We start from the raw sequence: 15247 nt of genomic DNA on the forward strand, positions 1-15247 counted from the left end.
GATAAGGCTTCGGATTTTTTTAAAATTTGTGAGATTTTATTCCTTGTATTCGCCCATTCTACTGTATTTCTCCATTCTTTGGGCGATTAATTCTTCTGTTGATAAGTCTTTCAATTCATTGAATCCTTTCATTATATATTGCTCCACAGTTTTAAAAGCAGTTGCTCTATCATAATGTGCACCGCCTAAAGGTTCTGGGATAATATCATCAACTAATTTTTGTTTTTTCATGTCAGCAGAAGTCAATTTTAACGCTTCAGCCGCTTGTTCTTTATATTCCCAACTTTTCCATAAAATTGAGGAACATGACTCAGGTGAAATAACAGAATACCACGTGTTTTCCATCATATACACTTTGTCACCTACGCCTATTCCTAATGCTCCACCCGAAGCGCCTTCTCCAACAATTACGGTAATGATAGGCACTTTTAAGCGAATCATTTCGAAGATATTTCTAGCAATAGCTTCTCCTTGTCCGCGTTCTTCTGCTTCTAATCCTGGATATGCTCCGGGAGTATCGATTAACGTTAAAACTGGAATGCCAAATTTCTCTGCCATTTTCATCAGTCGCAATGCTTTTCTATATCCCTCCGGATTTGCCATTCCAAAATTACGAAACTGACGTGTTTTTGTATTAAATCCTTTTTGCTGACCAACAATCATAAAAGACTGTCCGTCAATTTTTCCTAAACCACCAATCATTGCTTTGTCATCTTTAAAACCTCTGTCACCAAAAAGTTCTAAGAACGTTTCGCCACATAAAGCGCGAACATGATCCATTGTGTATGGCCTACTAGGATGTCTCGATAGTTGAACACGCTGCCAAGCTGTTAAGTTTTTATAGATACTTTTTTTAGTTTCTTGTAACTTTTTGTTGATTTGTTTGCAAGTATTAGTCACATCAACATCTGATTCCTGTCCAATGATAAGACATTTACCTAACTGTTCTTCTAATTCTTTTATAGGAAGCTCAAAATCTAAATATTCCATAGGATTTTTGCGTTTTTGTTTAATTTCGAACCGCAAATATAAAATTTTAAATCGGTCGAAAAGACTATTTTTTTAATTATGTGTAAAAATTCAATTGAATAATGTGGGACGATTTTTTTTAAATTTTGTCTTTTCGTATTGCTTAATTATCCCATTTAAGATTACAGTAAGCACAATAATTAAGGCTCCAATGTAGAACTCAAAACTCATTTTTTCTTTTCCGCCCAAGATAAAATAAGCTAAAATAATTCCATAAACAGGTTCTAAATTTGTAGTTAGCATCACTGTATAAGGTGTTAATTTCTGCATCACTTTTACCGAAGCCGTAAATGCATAGGCCGTGCAAACTGAAGCCAAAACTAAAATCAAAATCCAGTTATTTGTTGTCAAAATAAAGAAATCAAACGAGAACTTTTGTTGGAACAAAAAATAAATTGATATAAAAAAAACACCTGCTAAAAATTCATAAAATGAGATAACGGATGGGTCATGATCCGCTATTAATTTGCCATTCATCAATGTAAATAAAACGCCTAAAATGATTGCTGCTAATGCGTACAACATTCCGTCTAGATAATTTATTTCAACTTTCATAATCAGTGCTAAACCAGCAATTATGATTAAACCAAAAAACACTTCATACCATAGTACTTTCCTACCGTAAAAAAGAGGCTCTAAAATTGACGCAAAAAAAGCACCTAGCGAAAAGACTGATAAGGTAATAGATACATTTGACACATGAATTGCTTTGAAAAAAAAGATCCAATGTAGTGCAATTAATAAACCCACAAAAATTAATTTAAGAAAAGACCGCAAAGGAATTCTAAAAGACTTTTTCTTGAATACAAGAAAAAGACCAAGAAAAATGGCGGCTAAAAACATCCTATACCAAACTAATGCATCAGCTGTGATGGTAATTAATGCACCAAGAATAGCGGTAAAGCCCCAAATAAAAACTATTAGATGAAGATTTAGGTAACTTTTAAAATTATCGTTTCGCATTTCGTAATAAATAAATGGCTAAAATTCCAAAGGCAATATTAGGCAACCAAACGGCTAACAATGGTGGAATACTTGATTTTTCTGCAAGAACACCAAAGATTTTATCAAAAAACACAAAGGCAAAAGCAAGTGCAATCCCAATAGCTAAATTTGTCCCCATCCCACCTCTTCGCTTCATTGAAGATACTGCCACAGCAATGATAGTTAAGATAAAAGCAGATACTGGCACACTATACTTTTTGTATAAAACCACTAAGTAAACATTGATATTAGAAGACCCACGCTCTCTCTCTTTTTTTATAAATGAATTCAATTTTCCTAGACTTAAGGTTTCAGCAATGTAAATTACTGGTGTTAAATCTTCTAAATCAAAGTTAAAACGAGCATTTTTTTCAGGCATTTTTTCAATTTTATCTCCTAGTTCACCCACGGTTCTTTTTGTGTAATCATACATCGTATAATTTTTTTCCTTAGGATTCCATTTGATTCTTGTAGCTGTTATTTTATGTACTAATTTTTCTTTATTAAATTTTTCAAGTGTAAAATAAAATGCTGTCTTAGATTCCGTATTGAAACTATTAACATAAATAAATTCATTGTCACTTATTTGGCGATACACATCGGTGCTATTTCCGCGCATTGCCTCCTTTCCTCCTCCTTTTAAATAGGTGTATCTAAAATTATTAAATCCTTCACTGGCAGCTGGCACAACAAAAAATCCCATTAATAAAACTAAAATTGATACTATAGAGGCACCAATTATATAAGGACGTAAAAATCGCGTGAATGATATTCCCGAACTTAAAATCGCTATAATTTCAGTGTCGTTTGCTAACTTTGAAGTAAACCATATCACCGATAAAAAAAGAAATATGGGAAAAAGCGAATTCGCAAAATAAACTGTAAAATTGTAATAATAAAGTGCAATTTCTACAAATGGTACTTTGTTCTCCAGTAACTTGTTAATCTTCTCAGCAACATCTACAACAATTCCAATTGGAATAAACAATAACAACATAACCACAAATGTGGCTAAATATCTCTTTAAGATGTATTTATCTATTATTGTTAACATAGTGAATTTTAATCAATGATTGGTTTAAGTGGTTAATCGATAGAATGATTAAACATTTTGTTATAGTCTTTGATTCATATTTTTAACCATCATTTCTTTCCAAGGCTTGAAATCTCCTGCTAAGATATGTTTTCTGGCTTCACGAACAAGCCACATGTAGAAACCAAGATTATGAATAGTAGCAATTTGTTTTCCTAAATACTCATTAGCTGCAAACAGATGTCGTAAATATGCTTTGGTATAATCTGTGTCTACAAAAGTGATTCCCATTTCATCAATAGGAGAAAAATCAGCTTCCCATTTTTTATTTTTGATATTTATCGAACCGTTAGCTGTAAATAGCATTCCATTTCTAGCATTCCGAGTTGGCATAACACAATCAAACATGTCAACACCTAAAGCAATATTTTCAAGGATATTAATAGGAGTTCCCACGCCCATTAAATAACGTGGTTTGTCTTCAGGCAAAATTTCACATACTACTTCAGTCATAGCATACATTTCCTCAGCAGGCTCGCCTACTGAAAGTCCGCCAATAGCATTTCCAACTTGGTTGCTGTTTGCAATATATTCTGCTGATTGTCGGCGTAAGTCTTTGTAAGTACTTCCTTGAACGATAGGAAAAAAAGCCTGATCGTAACCATATTTAACTGGTGTTTTAACCAAATGATCGATACAGCGATTTAACCAGCGATGCGTCATGTGCATTGATCTTTGCGCATACCTGTAATCACAGGGATAAGGAGTACACTCATCAAATGCCATAATAATATCGGCACCTATAGTGCGTTGAATTTCCATTACATTTTCTGGTGTAAAAAAATGATACGATCCATCAATGTGCGATTTAAACTTTACGCCCTCTTCTTTAATTTTTCTATTTGCCGAAAGCGAATACACTTGGTAACCGCCTGAATCAGTCAAAATATTGCGATCCCAATTCATAAATTTATGTAAGCCGCCGGCTTTTTCTAAAATTTCAGTTTGCGGTCGTAAGTATAAATGATAGGTATTTCCTAAAATAATATCTGGATTAATATCTTCCTTTAATTCCCGCTGATGAACTCCTTTGACAGATGCCACTGTTCCAACTGGCATAAAAATAGGCGTTTCAATAACACCATGATCTGTAGTAATGCTACCCGCTCTAGCTTTGGATAACGGGTCTTTTTTCAATAAATCAAATTTCATCTGTCTCTCTTAATATTTCTTTATGGAATTAATAGGTCTCGCCATAAATACTTTTAATCCCGACCATTCGGGTGCGCAAAGATAGCTTAATTAGACAATTTGGAAATTAGATAGAAGAAAATTTAACTGTGAATTTAATTTAACTGATAATTTCTAGTTTTTTTAGATGAGGATATTCTGTTATTGTGGTTTTAAGCCTATTTACAAATACAATCTAATTATTTAAAAGTTACTTTAGAGCTTAGAATAGTGGAATTTTTCCTTCTGTTAGTTGCTAAATTTTATTGGTTTAATAATTGGTTGTACTCAATTTATAGTATGTTTGTTACTGAAACTACTTTAAAATAAACCAATGATCAAAAAATTCTTATTACCTGCCTCTTGGTCTACAAATTCCCCTGATTTTGCTGCTTTACTTTTAAGACTTTCATTTGGTTTATTAATGCTAACTCATGGATTTCCAAAAATGCTTAAATTAATCAATGGAAATTTTGAGTTTGCTGATCCTTTGGGAATTGGAATTGCAGCTTCACTAACATTGACTGTTTTTTCAGAGGTTATCTGTTCCATTTTAATAATCCTAGGATTATGGTTAAGATTAGCACTCATACCATTAATTATTACAATGATTGTTGCCGTATTTATTGTTCATGCTAATGACGATTTAGGAACTAAGGAAATGGGATTACTATACTTATTTGCGTATATAAGTTTGTTCCTTTTAGGTAGCGGTAAATATTCGCTAGACAGATTATTAGACAAAATCAAATAATCACCAAAAAAGAAATATTATTCCTTTTTTGAATTTAGATTTATAAAATTTATAATCTCATCAAATCGTTTGCTCCAAGGATAAAAATATTGCAATAACATAGGAACATGCTTTTTATTTAAACGTATGGGTGAAACGTTAGGGTGAAAAGGTTGTAGTGCTTTCACAAATCTACTATTCGCTACTTTTATTGAATTATAGGTCTTATCGCCCACATAAATCATAAAAGGAGGTGTGTTTTCGTTTAAAAAATAAATAGGTGAAGCATCTTTCCACATTGTTGGGTCATTTGTCCACGTGGTCAAGTAACTATCTTTAGAAGTTGGAGGATAGCCTTCTAAATAATTTTTCATATCAAGTCCTGCTGCATCGTTCAATATTATTCCCGAAATACCTTTATTGTCAATTCCATATTTAGGATTCATGACTGCTAATGCTCCAAGATGTCCTCCTGCAGAATGACCCGTAATAAAAATTTGGTTTGGATTCCCATTATATTGGTTGGCATTCGTCTTGGACCATTGAATTACAGCAGCAATTTGTTTTGCCATACTATCATAGTTTGCATCTGGACTTAAAGTATAGTCAGGAATTATGGTAAGCACGCCTTTTTTTGCAAAATTTCTACCTAATAAATCGTAAATTCCTTTTCTACCACTATTCCAGTTGCCGCCATGCACAAAAATTAATACTGGAAACGATTCAGCAGAAGATTTTCGGGGAACAAAAACATTTAATTTTGGTTCAACAATACCATTTTTATCGCCGGAATTAAGATATGAAACATTTGTAATTTTTTTTGAGCTACAACTTAAAGAAAGAGTAGCACTAATAAAAGTGATTAGCAGTAAAGAGAAACGCATCTTTTTTTTACGAATATAACATTAAATATAAGATTACAGAGCCACACGTTTTAAAATAACTTTTAATGCAAAGAACTAAAGTCTGTAAGCTAACCGTTAATTTTATTTGTTGCTGAAAAGGTAAAAAAGGCTATCTTTTAGGACAGCCTCCTTTATTTATTGCTACTAATTATTAAAATGAGACGTAACATGGGCAATTAATGCTTCGTCACTCATTTTAATGCTTGTGCTTTCCTTCATTTCAACATTCTTATATTGTGCGGTCTCACTCAAATATTTCATAAATTGCTCTTGAGCTGTTCCAGGTCCCGTTATGTATAATTGATCTACATTTTGCATGTGGGCAGTTATATTTTTAAATAACTTATGAAGTGAGTCGCGTTCCGCATTATTCGATGCGTTTTCACTACTATTTGACCCTTGACCATCCATTTTTTCGTGACCTAATAGTACAAAATCACCTGATTGTAGATTCTCTCTTCCCACTATAGTTGCGTGATGAGTATCCAACCAAACTCCGAATTGTTTTTTACCTTTTTCTGACATAATTACTGCTTTAAATGATTAGATTTAGGATGTTTCAAATTATCCAATATTTTAAATTAACTATTGAGAACAAAACAATGTAGCTTGATCAATTACTATTTAGAATGAGCAACAAAATTGTGATCTCACTTTTTTTGAGCTAAACTTTTGCTACTTCTATAAAAGAATTAAAATATCAAATCAATAAGCACAAAATGGTATAATTATAACTATTTACCTCATTATTAAGTTATGGAAAGATAATCTTTTATTCCTAAATAACTTTCTTCAAAATAAGTTACTTTAAAGCTCTGGAGCGTTAATGAAATTAAAGAGTAAATTAATGACCACTTTTTAAAAATTAAATAAACTCAAAATTCTCTATATCTTGACTTTAAAACAACTAAGTTTAAAAATTTACGCTTCATATATAAGATTAACTTACTCGAAAAAATAAATTAATAAACCAACATTAAAAAAATTTCTTATGTAACAAAAGTTACTTTGAAATACCTCTTTACAAAGTACTTTTGTAACATAAAACAAAATCCTCAACTATTTAAAAAAACTAGTCTTAATAATTAATTTTAAATCAAATAAAAAAAATGAATATAGAAAATTTAATCAAAGAAAAAGCGTGTACAATTGTTGATGTTCGTTCTCATGAAGAATTTATGGGTGGACATGTTACAGACTCAATCAATATTCCGCTTGGAGATATTCAGGAACGAATGGAGGAAGTAGAGAGTTTAAAACAACCTTTAATTCTATGCTGTGCATCAGGAAATAGAAGCGGACAAGCGCAGCATTATCTTGCACAAAAAGGAATTGACTGCTACAATGGCGGTTCCTGGTTAGATGTCAATTTTTATCAATCACAAACAACTTAATTAATATGTTCGATACAATAAAAAAACTGCTAGGATTTGGGCCAAACGTAAATTACAGTGAATTAGTAAAACAAGGTGCAATTATTTTAGACGTTCGAAGCAAAGGAGAATATGCAGGTGGACATATAAATGGTTCCATCAACATTTCAGTAGATACCTTAAGCAATAATTTGGACAAACTAAAAGACAAGGACAAAACAATTATTACTTGTTGCGCTTCAGGAATGCGTAGCGCTTCAGCTAAAAGTATTTTAAAATCAAAAGGATTTACATCAGTCTATAATGGCGGTGGATGGAGCAGTTTGAAAAATAAAATTCAGTAATAAATAGGATTATTTAAAAATTGTAACACAAGATATTTTAGTAATTACTTTATTTATCAAAATGTAAAAGCCCGCATCTCGCGGGCTTTTACATGAACTATATTGCTGATCGTTCACGTTATTCTTTCATCGTAGGATAATCAATATACCCTTCCTCAGTTGCTGTATAAAATGTAGCTTGATCAGGTGTATTTAGTGGAGCGTCATTTTCAAAACGAGCTACTAAATCAGGATTAGCGATAAATGGCACTCCATAAGCAACAAGATCTGCATATCCTTCTTCAATAACTTTAATACCTGTTTCTTTTGTAAAACCTTTATTAATAATCAATGTACCATTATACAACGGTCTAAAATGTTTTGCAACTTCGGTTACCGCATAAGGCACATCATCAACTGGAACATAGGGCTCTGTTAAATGAATATAAGCCAAGCCGTAATCATTTAAGCGATTCACAATATATTCATGTGTAGGAATAGTATCGATATCTAGCATCATACCTTGCGCATTATGCAAGCTAGGATTTAGTCGAACGCCGACTTTAGCATAGTCAATCACACCTTTGAACGCATCTAGTATATCAAACAATATTCTAGCCTTATTTTCCATAGAACCGCCATATTGATCTGAGCGATGATTAGAATATCCGTTAAAAAACTGTTGTAATAAATATCCATTTGCAGCATGCAGTTCTATACCATCAAAACCTGCAATCAAAGCATTTTTAGCTCCGTTTACAAAGTCTAATACCGTTTGTTTTATATCTTCAATTGTCATTTCTTTTGGGACAACCGTATCTACAAAACCGTCATTTGTATAGGCTTTTGCTAAGGGATTTAAGGCTGAAGGTGCGTGGGGCAGCTCTCCATTATGTAAATCTGGATGTGATAATCGGCCAGTGTGCCAAAGTTGAGCAAATATTTTTCCCCCTTTATCATGAACCGCTTTTGTAACTAATTTCCATCCTTCAGTTTGTGCTTCACTATAAATTCCCGGTACATTTATAAAACCTACTGCTTTAGTACTTACAAATGTTCCCTCGCTTATAATTAGACCCGCAGTAACTCTTTGCTCGTAATATTTAGCAGTCAGTGCCGTAGCAACATTCCCCTCGTTATTAGAACGGCTGCGTGTCATAGGCGCCATAACAATTCTATTTTTAAGTTCTATATTTCCTAAAGTATAGGGTTGCATTAATATTATTTTACTCATTGATTTTAAATTAAATTATTGTTTATTATTGTTTACTATTTGTCAAGCTAAATGTTATGATAAAGCTCCCGCATAATTGGTATTTTGATGATCGTGATCCTTTAAAAAAATGCCAAGATGGTCCATTTCTAACTCTGTTATAAATAGAACTTTCGAGAAAGGAAACAAAGCCAACATCGCTTCAGGATTTATACTCTCGTGATATTGATTCTTTTTATCCAGTAAAACAATGACCACTTTACCGGTAGCCACCATCTTAATTTGTCTTACTAAGTCCTTATTTCTCAAATACGCATTTGAAATAACAATAATATCAGCTTCCCAGCTAGCATTGATAGCGCAACTCATTACCTCTACTTTTTTATTATAGTTTTTCAAGTGATTTATAAAAAAAACATCATTTAACACTTCTAAATTATAGTCAAAAAGTAATACAACATTATTTTGATCCGTAATAGATAGTAATGAAACAATTCCAGATTTTGAAAGTCCGATTGCTGCATATGTTTTTATAAATGACATTAACTGGTATTTAAAGTACAAAGTTAAGGCTAGCGTAACATCTTTTCCATTGATGTAAAGCAAGAAATTCTATTGATTTAAGTCAACAGAAAATTAGATTCTTGTATTAATTTGCTTTCGAACTCTACTTACCGTTTCTGGCTTTAAACCTAAGTACGAAGCAATCATGTGCTGAGGAACACGTTTTATAATTCCAGGATAGGCTAAACCTAACTTAATGTATTTTTCTTCGGCAGTTTCTGTTAAGGTTGAATTAATTCTTGCTTGATTAGCAATATAAGCGTTTTGCAATAGTAAGCGTTGGTATCTTTCAAACATTGGAATTTTATCCATCAATGCTTCTCTCGCTTCCATAGTTAATAATAGGAGTTCGCAATCCTCAAGTGCTTCAATAGTATAAATAGAATTACTCTTTGTTAAAAAACTAGATAAATCAGTAATCCACCAGCCTTCAATGGCAAATTGAACAACATGCTCATTCCCTTTTTCATCAGTAAAAAAAGAGCGCAAAATGCCATTTTCAACAAATGCATTATAAATACAAACATCCCCTTCTTGTAATAAAGTTTGTTTTTTACGCAACTTTTTAGGAATAAAAAAGCTTTTATAAACCTCCTTATCGTCCTCATTTAGGGTTACTTTTTCCTGAATACTTTTGAATAATTGTTCAAACATATTCGCAAGATAGTAAATACTCTATGGTTGACGAAAAATAGTATTGGTCAAAAAAATTAAAACCCTTGATAACTATTAATAAATCAAAAAATGGAAATATCCATAAATCAAAATATCTGATTATCTTTGCCAAGTCTAATTTTAACACACAAATGAAACCGAACACACAACAATTAAACGATTTAACTATCCAAGTACGAAGAGATATTCTTCGAATGGTACACGCAGTAAACTCCGGTCATCCTGGTGGTTCACTAGGTTGCACAGAATTCCTTGTGGCATTATACCAAAATATAATGGATCGCAAAGAGGGTTTTGACATGGACGGAATGGGAGAAGACATTTTCTTTCTTTCAAACGGACATATATCTCCTGTATTTTATAGCGTTTTAGCAAGAAGCGGATATTTTCCAGTGGCAGAACTAGCCACTTTTCGTTTGATTAATTCACGATTACAAGGACATCCTACTACTCACGATGCTTTACCGGGAGTGCGAATTGCATCTGGTTCATTAGGACAAGGTTTATCTGTAGCAATTGGCGCTGCACAAGCTAAAAAACTAAACGATGATTCGCATATTATTTATACGCTTCACGGTGATGGTGAATTGCAAGAAGGGCAAAACTGGGAAGCAATTATGTACGCATCAGCAAAAAAAGTAGACAATCTAATTGCTACCATTGATTTAAACGGAAAACAGATTGATGGAACTACTGATGAAGTTTTAGCCATGGGGAGTATCAGAGCTAAATTTGAAGCTTTTGACTGGGACGTTTTAGACATTGAAAAAGGGAATGATCTTGAAGCTATTATTGCTGGTTTGAATGAGGCAAAATCAAGAACTGGAAAAGGAAAACCAGTTTGTATATTATTGCACACAGAGATGGGCAACGGAGTCGATTTTATGATGAACACGCATGCTTGGCACGGTAAAGCACCTAACGACACACAACTAGAAATTGGCTTGGCTCAAAATTATAATACTGGCGGAAATTCAGACTATTAGAAAGTGTTCAGTTGTCATCTCCAGCGCAGTCGAGAGACAGAAAATAGTGTTCAGTTGAATACTGCTATAAATCTAAATTAGAAAATGAAAAAATATACAAATACAGGAAGTAAGGATACGCGCTCAGGTTTTGGAGCGGGAATGACAGAATTAGGTCAAAAAAATGAAAATGTAGTAGCACTTTGTGCCGATTTAATAGGATCATTAAAATTTGATGATTTCAAGAAAAATCATCCTGAGCGTTTTTTCCAAATTGGAATTGCTGAGGCAAACATGATTGGAATCGCAGCAGGATTAACTATTGGAGGAAAAATTCCTTTTACAGGCACTTTCGCTAATTTTTCTACAGGAAGAGTTTACGATCAAATTCGTCAATCAGTGGCCTATTCAGAGAAAAATGTAAAAATTTGTGCCTCACACGCAGGTTTAACATTAGGAGAAGATGGAGCTACACACCAAATCCTTGAAGATATTGGTTTGATGAAAATGCTACCTGGAATGACGGTTATCAATACTTGCGATTACAATCAAACAAAAGCGGCGACATTAGCTATTGCTGATCATCATGGACCGGTTTATTTGCGCTTTGGTCGTCCCGTTGTTCCTAATTTTATGCCAGCTGACCAGCCATTTGAAATTGGTAAAGCCATTGTTTTAACTGAAGGTTCTGATGTCACTATTGTGGCAACAGGTCATTTAGTATGGGAGGCTCTAATTGCAGCTGAAGCTTTAGAAGCGCAAGGAATTTCTGCTGAAGTCATTAATATTCATACCATTAAACCATTGGATGAAGAGGCTATTTTAAATTCATTAGCTAAAACTAAATGTGTTGTCACTGCTGAAGAACATAATATTTTAGGTGGTCTTGGCGAAAGCATTTCAAGAGTTTTAGCGCTAAACAGTCCATTACCTCAGGAATTTGTTGCCGTGAATGACAGTTTCGGTGAATCAGGAACACCAGAACAATTAATGGATAAATACAAACTGAACAATCAAGCGATTGTTGAGGCAGTAGAAAGAGTGATGAAAAGAAAATAATTCCTTTTATTATTGAACAAAAAAAATCCAGCTTACCTTGTGGTAAACTGGATTTTTTTGTTTGATATTCTATATTAATTACATTTTACTAAATGTCTTTTTACTCTTTCAGGATTAGTTGTATTGCCATCGCATGCGGGAATATCTGCAAAAGGAATAATAGTTCCGTTTGCTGCTGTTATTTCTTTTCTCGTGCTCACTCCATCTCCATCATCATCGCTATCAAGAAAATTAGGAATTCCATCTCCATCCGTATCATCTGGGTTTAACGTGCCTGTTGGTAATAAACGCATATAACCATCGCCATTTAGATCCTCTAAATAATTCAAAATCCCATCACCATCTGAATCAACTCTGTTAATTGCGTATAGTTTAATGCTAAAAACTAACGGAGCATAAGCAGGAATAGTTGCACTTCCCGAATTGTAATAACCTAACCCTGACGGAATGAAGAAAACTCCCGCTCCAAAATCAGTATAAGAAACTGTTCCATCTGGATTAGATGTGAAATCTCCTGATTTAAATTCTGGGAACAACTCAGCCCAACCAGTGATTAAAGGTGCAGTTGGATTGTACAAATAAAAGAAATTTTGTGGAGTTTTTGATTCTTCAAAAAATGTTGCTGTCAAAGTTTCAACTTCAGCTACCTTTTTACGAGCTAGATATTCTCCCTTATAAGCAGTAAATATACCGTCGGTATTAGATGGTGACATCCCTACCCCTTCTCTTAAAATCAAATAATAGACTTTATAAGTAACGCTATTATAAACAGCCTCCTTACTTAAAAGTTTTGGAAACGCAGTGCTGTTCAAATAGGAATAAATAGGAGTTTGGCTTCCGCCCGCAGGAATTTTTAAAATTTTAGTATCCACATCAGCAGATAAGTCTTCGATATAATAGGTTTTTAAATATTCTTCAATATCATTTAAATCAGTTGCATACTGTACTGCATATTCTCTTGGCGGAGTAATAGGTGCTGCGGGATCATCTTTTGAACATGAAAATAAAGTGACAGTTGTAATTAATAGAATAAAATAATACTTAAATTTGTTCATTATAGCTAAATTTTTTAAGTGCGCAAGATACAATATTGATTGATTTTTGTAAACTATTTAACTTTGATTTTTGAAAAATATATGAGAATAGATAAATATTTATGGTGCGTACGCTACTATAAAACGAGAAACATGGTTACTGAAGCCTGCAAAAAAAATCACGTTACTGTGAATGGTCTTGTTGCTAAGCCTTCTAAGGAAGTTTTTGCAACTGATAAAATCACCTTTAGGAAAGACCAAATTACTCAAATCATTACTGTTTTAGACATTCCCGAAAATCGCGTTGGCGCAAAGCTAGTGGATATTTATAGACGAAATGACACGCCGGAAGAAGCCTATCAACACTTAGAACTTTTAAAATTATCGAAGGAACATTATCGAAAAAATGGAACTGGACGACCTACAAAGAAAGATCGAAGGGACATAGACGAATTTGGAAATGAGATCATAATCGAAGAAGATTAATTTAATTATCCTCCAATCCATTAAAAGCGCCTAGCTAAACCGATTAAAACCTTTTATAATTTTTACAACATAATAAAAATGAGCAAGAATATCATATTAACGCATCAGGAAATAGAGCATAAAATAAGAAGAATTGCCTACCAGATTTATGAAACCTTTGTAGACGAAGAGGAAATCGTAATCGCGGGAATTGCCTCCAACGGATATATATTTGCAGAAAAGTTAGCACTAGCCTTAGAACTAATTTCTCCTATTAAAGTAGCACTTTGTAAGGTCCAAATAAATAAGTTAAACCCACAATTGCCTGTTACAACCTCGATAACTAAAGAAGATTATGCAAATAAGGGATTGATTTTAGTGGATGATGTTTTGAACTCTGGAACTACTTTAATCTATGCAGTTAGACATTTTATCGATGTGCCACTTAAAAAATTTAAAACTGCAGTTTTGGTAGATAGAAATCATAAAAAATACCCAGTTAAGGCTGACTTTAAAGGTATATCACTTTCTACATCGTTACGAGAGCATGTTCAAGTTGTTTTTGATGATGATAAAAATAGTTATGCCTATTTAAGTTAATATGGCAACAATATCATTTGCAACAACATCAATCGTTTTGTCATCCACTACAACTTTATATTGTGCCTGATTGTAATAAAAGCTCCTTTCAAATAGATGTGTTGCAATAAACTCCTTCATTTCTACATTGCTCTTGCCAGCGATTAGTGGTCTTTTGCTTTTATTAGTTGACAACCTATTAAACAAGGTGTCAATTGAAGCTTTTAAGTAAACTGAGAAAACACCTTCATCATTAAGTAATTCATGGTTATTAGCGTAGCATGGAGTTCCTCCGCCTAAACCTATTATAAAGATTTCAGGAGAACTTAATAAATCAACAAAAACCTGATGTTCTAATTTTCTAAAATAGATTTCTCCATGTTTTTCAAAAATTGCATTTATCGATAAATTTGCTTTTTCCTCAATCTTTCTATCTAAATCGACAAAAGGGATTTGAATGATTTGCGATAATTTATTTGCAATGGTCGACTTGCCACAACCCATATAACCTAACAATATAATTTTTTTCATCTTAATAAAACCTTACAAATTAAGGTGTTGACTATTTATATTTAAAAAAGACAAATTTATAATAAAAATGCTTGGAAAACTCCAAAATAAGTCCTTATATTTGCACCCGCATTCAAGGAAAGAAAAAGACTCGATAGCTCAGTTGGTAGAGCACATCACTTTTAATGATGGGGTCCTGGGTTCGAGCCCCAGTCGGGTCACAATTTTAGTGATCAACACATAATTTCCTTGAAAGCATTGACTCGATAGCTCAGTTGGTAGAGCACATCACTTTTAATGATGGGGTCCTGGGTTCGAGCCCCAGTCGGGTCACAAAGATAGAGACGTTGCATAGCAACGTCTCTACTTATTTTAGGCCACGTGGAGAAACGGTAGACTTGCCAGCTTGAGGGGCTGGTGCTCGCAAGGGCGTGTGGGTTCAAATCCCACCGTGGTCACTAAAAAAAATAAATGCTAATAAAATAATCAAGAGAGCTTGACTATTTTATTAGCATTAATTTTATTTTAAAACGGAGCATTATTCGCGAATAAGTAGTTAATCCCCGATTAAGC

18 protein-coding genes and 3 tRNA genes are annotated in these 15247 nt (G+C 33.3%); 10 read left to right on the forward strand and 11 right to left on the reverse strand.

The window, feature by feature from the left end:
• Window positions 1-36: 36 nt before the first annotated feature.
• From BUA99_RS01430 to tgt, 4 genes are all read right to left on the reverse strand, one after another.
• A complete protein-coding gene (locus BUA99_RS01430) occupies window positions 37-990 on the reverse strand; it encodes an acetyl-CoA carboxylase carboxyltransferase subunit alpha (protein WP_072987256.1) in 954 nt (317 codons plus the stop codon).
• A gap of 90 nt (window positions 991-1080) precedes the next feature.
• Window positions 1081-1992 (reverse strand): DMT family transporter, encoded by a 912-nt coding sequence (locus BUA99_RS01435; RefSeq protein WP_072987259.1) that lies wholly within the window; start codon window positions 1990-1992, stop codon window positions 1081-1083.
• Window positions 1979-3067, reverse strand: a complete 1089-nt coding sequence (locus BUA99_RS01440) for an LptF/LptG family permease (RefSeq protein WP_072987262.1) — start codon at window positions 3065-3067, stop codon at window positions 1979-1981. The genes BUA99_RS01435 and BUA99_RS01440 overlap by 14 nt, the downstream gene beginning before the upstream one ends.
• A gap of 60 nt (window positions 3068-3127) precedes the next feature.
• Window positions 3128-4258 carry a tRNA guanosine(34) transglycosylase Tgt gene (gene tgt, locus BUA99_RS01445; protein ID WP_072987265.1) on the reverse strand — a complete coding sequence of 377 codons (1131 nt, stop codon included), beginning with the start codon at window positions 4256-4258 and terminating at the stop codon, window positions 3128-3130.
• 352 nt (window positions 4259-4610) lie between these two features.
• On the opposite strand from tgt, the gene BUA99_RS01450 reads away from it, so the two are divergent.
• Window positions 4611-5030, forward strand: coding sequence for a DoxX family protein (locus tag BUA99_RS01450; RefSeq protein WP_072987268.1), 420 nt, complete (start codon window positions 4611-4613; stop codon window positions 5028-5030).
• A 17-nt stretch (window positions 5031-5047) separates the two neighbouring features.
• On the opposite strand, the gene BUA99_RS01455 is transcribed toward BUA99_RS01450, so the two are convergent.
• Together BUA99_RS01455 and BUA99_RS01460 are read right to left on the reverse strand one after the other, a co-directional pair.
• The gene (locus BUA99_RS01455) at window positions 5048-5893 is read right to left on the reverse strand and encodes an alpha/beta hydrolase (protein ID WP_072987271.1); all 846 of its coding nucleotides are present in this window, start codon (window positions 5891-5893) and stop codon (window positions 5048-5050) included.
• A gap of 165 nt (window positions 5894-6058) precedes the next feature.
• Window positions 6059-6439: a hypothetical protein gene (locus tag BUA99_RS01460; RefSeq protein WP_072987274.1), complete on the reverse strand. Its 381-nt coding sequence runs from the start codon at window positions 6437-6439 to the stop codon at window positions 6059-6061.
• Between the two features lie 584 nt (window positions 6440-7023).
• Between BUA99_RS01460 and BUA99_RS01465 the strand changes: the two genes are divergently transcribed.
• A complete protein-coding gene (locus BUA99_RS01465; RefSeq protein ID WP_072987277.1) occupies window positions 7024-7308 on the forward strand; it encodes a rhodanese-like domain-containing protein in 285 nt (94 codons plus the stop codon).
• A gap of 5 nt (window positions 7309-7313) precedes the next feature.
• Window positions 7314-7631 carry a rhodanese-like domain-containing protein gene (locus BUA99_RS01470; RefSeq protein WP_072987280.1) on the forward strand — a complete coding sequence of 106 codons (318 nt, stop codon included), beginning with the start codon at window positions 7314-7316 and terminating at the stop codon, window positions 7629-7631.
• A gap of 118 nt (window positions 7632-7749) precedes the next feature.
• On the opposite strand, the gene BUA99_RS01475 is transcribed toward BUA99_RS01470, so the two are convergent.
• The 3 genes from BUA99_RS01475 to BUA99_RS01485 all read right to left on the reverse strand — a co-directional run bounded on the left by BUA99_RS01475 (window position 7750) and on the right by BUA99_RS01485 (window position 10041).
• Window positions 7750-8844: an alkene reductase gene (locus BUA99_RS01475; protein ID WP_072987283.1), complete on the reverse strand. Its 1095-nt coding sequence runs from the start codon at window positions 8842-8844 to the stop codon at window positions 7750-7752.
• Between the two features lie 54 nt (window positions 8845-8898).
• Complete coding sequence (locus tag BUA99_RS01480; protein WP_072987286.1) at window positions 8899-9366, reverse strand: hypothetical protein; 468 nt, start codon at window positions 9364-9366, stop codon at window positions 8899-8901.
• Between the two features lie 93 nt (window positions 9367-9459).
• Window positions 9460-10041, reverse strand: coding sequence for a Crp/Fnr family transcriptional regulator (locus tag BUA99_RS01485; RefSeq protein ID WP_072987288.1), 582 nt, complete (start codon window positions 10039-10041; stop codon window positions 9460-9462).
• Window positions 10042-10193: 152 nt separating this feature from the next.
• On the opposite strand from BUA99_RS01485, the gene BUA99_RS01490 reads away from it, so the two are divergent.
• Together BUA99_RS01490 and BUA99_RS01495 are read left to right on the forward strand one after the other, a co-directional pair.
• Window positions 10194-11048 (forward strand): transketolase, encoded by an 855-nt coding sequence (locus tag BUA99_RS01490; protein WP_072987291.1) that lies wholly within the window; start codon window positions 10194-10196, stop codon window positions 11046-11048.
• Between the two features lie 84 nt (window positions 11049-11132).
• Window positions 11133-12086, forward strand: a complete 954-nt coding sequence (locus tag BUA99_RS01495; protein WP_072987294.1) for a transketolase family protein — start codon at window positions 11133-11135, stop codon at window positions 12084-12086.
• A 74-nt stretch (window positions 12087-12160) separates the two neighbouring features.
• On the opposite strand, the gene BUA99_RS01500 is transcribed toward BUA99_RS01495, so the two are convergent.
• The gene (locus tag BUA99_RS01500; RefSeq protein WP_072987297.1) at window positions 12161-13141 is read right to left on the reverse strand and encodes a BamM family beta-barrel-assembly machinery protein; all 981 of its coding nucleotides are present in this window, start codon (window positions 13139-13141) and stop codon (window positions 12161-12163) included.
• Window positions 13142-13222: 81 nt separating this feature from the next.
• Here BUA99_RS01500 and BUA99_RS01505 point away from each other — a divergent pair, with 81 nt between their 5' ends.
• Both BUA99_RS01505 and BUA99_RS01510 read left to right on the forward strand, forming a co-directional pair.
• Window positions 13223-13606 (forward strand): RNA-binding S4 domain-containing protein, encoded by a 384-nt coding sequence (locus BUA99_RS01505; RefSeq protein ID WP_072987300.1) that lies wholly within the window; start codon window positions 13223-13225, stop codon window positions 13604-13606.
• 78 nt (window positions 13607-13684) lie between these two features.
• Complete coding sequence (locus BUA99_RS01510; protein WP_072987303.1) at window positions 13685-14185, forward strand: phosphoribosyltransferase family protein; 501 nt, start codon at window positions 13685-13687, stop codon at window positions 14183-14185.
• On the opposite strand, the gene BUA99_RS01515 is transcribed toward BUA99_RS01510, so the two are convergent.
• Window positions 14177-14695 carry a shikimate kinase gene (locus BUA99_RS01515; protein WP_072987306.1) on the reverse strand — a complete coding sequence of 173 codons (519 nt, stop codon included), beginning with the start codon at window positions 14693-14695 and terminating at the stop codon, window positions 14177-14179. The two genes, BUA99_RS01510 and BUA99_RS01515, sit on opposite strands and share 9 nt — an antisense overlap.
• Before the next feature lie 127 nt (window positions 14696-14822).
• On the opposite strand from BUA99_RS01515, the gene BUA99_RS01520 reads away from it, so the two are divergent.
• The 3 genes from BUA99_RS01520 (at window position 14823) to BUA99_RS01530 (ending at window position 15132) form a co-directional block, all read left to right on the forward strand.
• Window positions 14823-14895, forward strand: a tRNA-Lys gene (locus BUA99_RS01520).
• 39 nt (window positions 14896-14934) lie between these two features.
• A tRNA-Lys gene (locus BUA99_RS01525) sits at window positions 14935-15007 on the forward strand.
• Between the two features lie 42 nt (window positions 15008-15049).
• Window positions 15050-15132 (forward strand) — tRNA-Leu (locus BUA99_RS01530).
• Window positions 15133-15247: the final 115 nt, after the last annotated feature.

The organism is Flavobacterium segetis, assembly GCF_900129575.1.
Taxonomy (GTDB): Bacteria; Bacteroidota; Bacteroidia; order Flavobacteriales; family Flavobacteriaceae; genus Flavobacterium; species Flavobacterium segetis.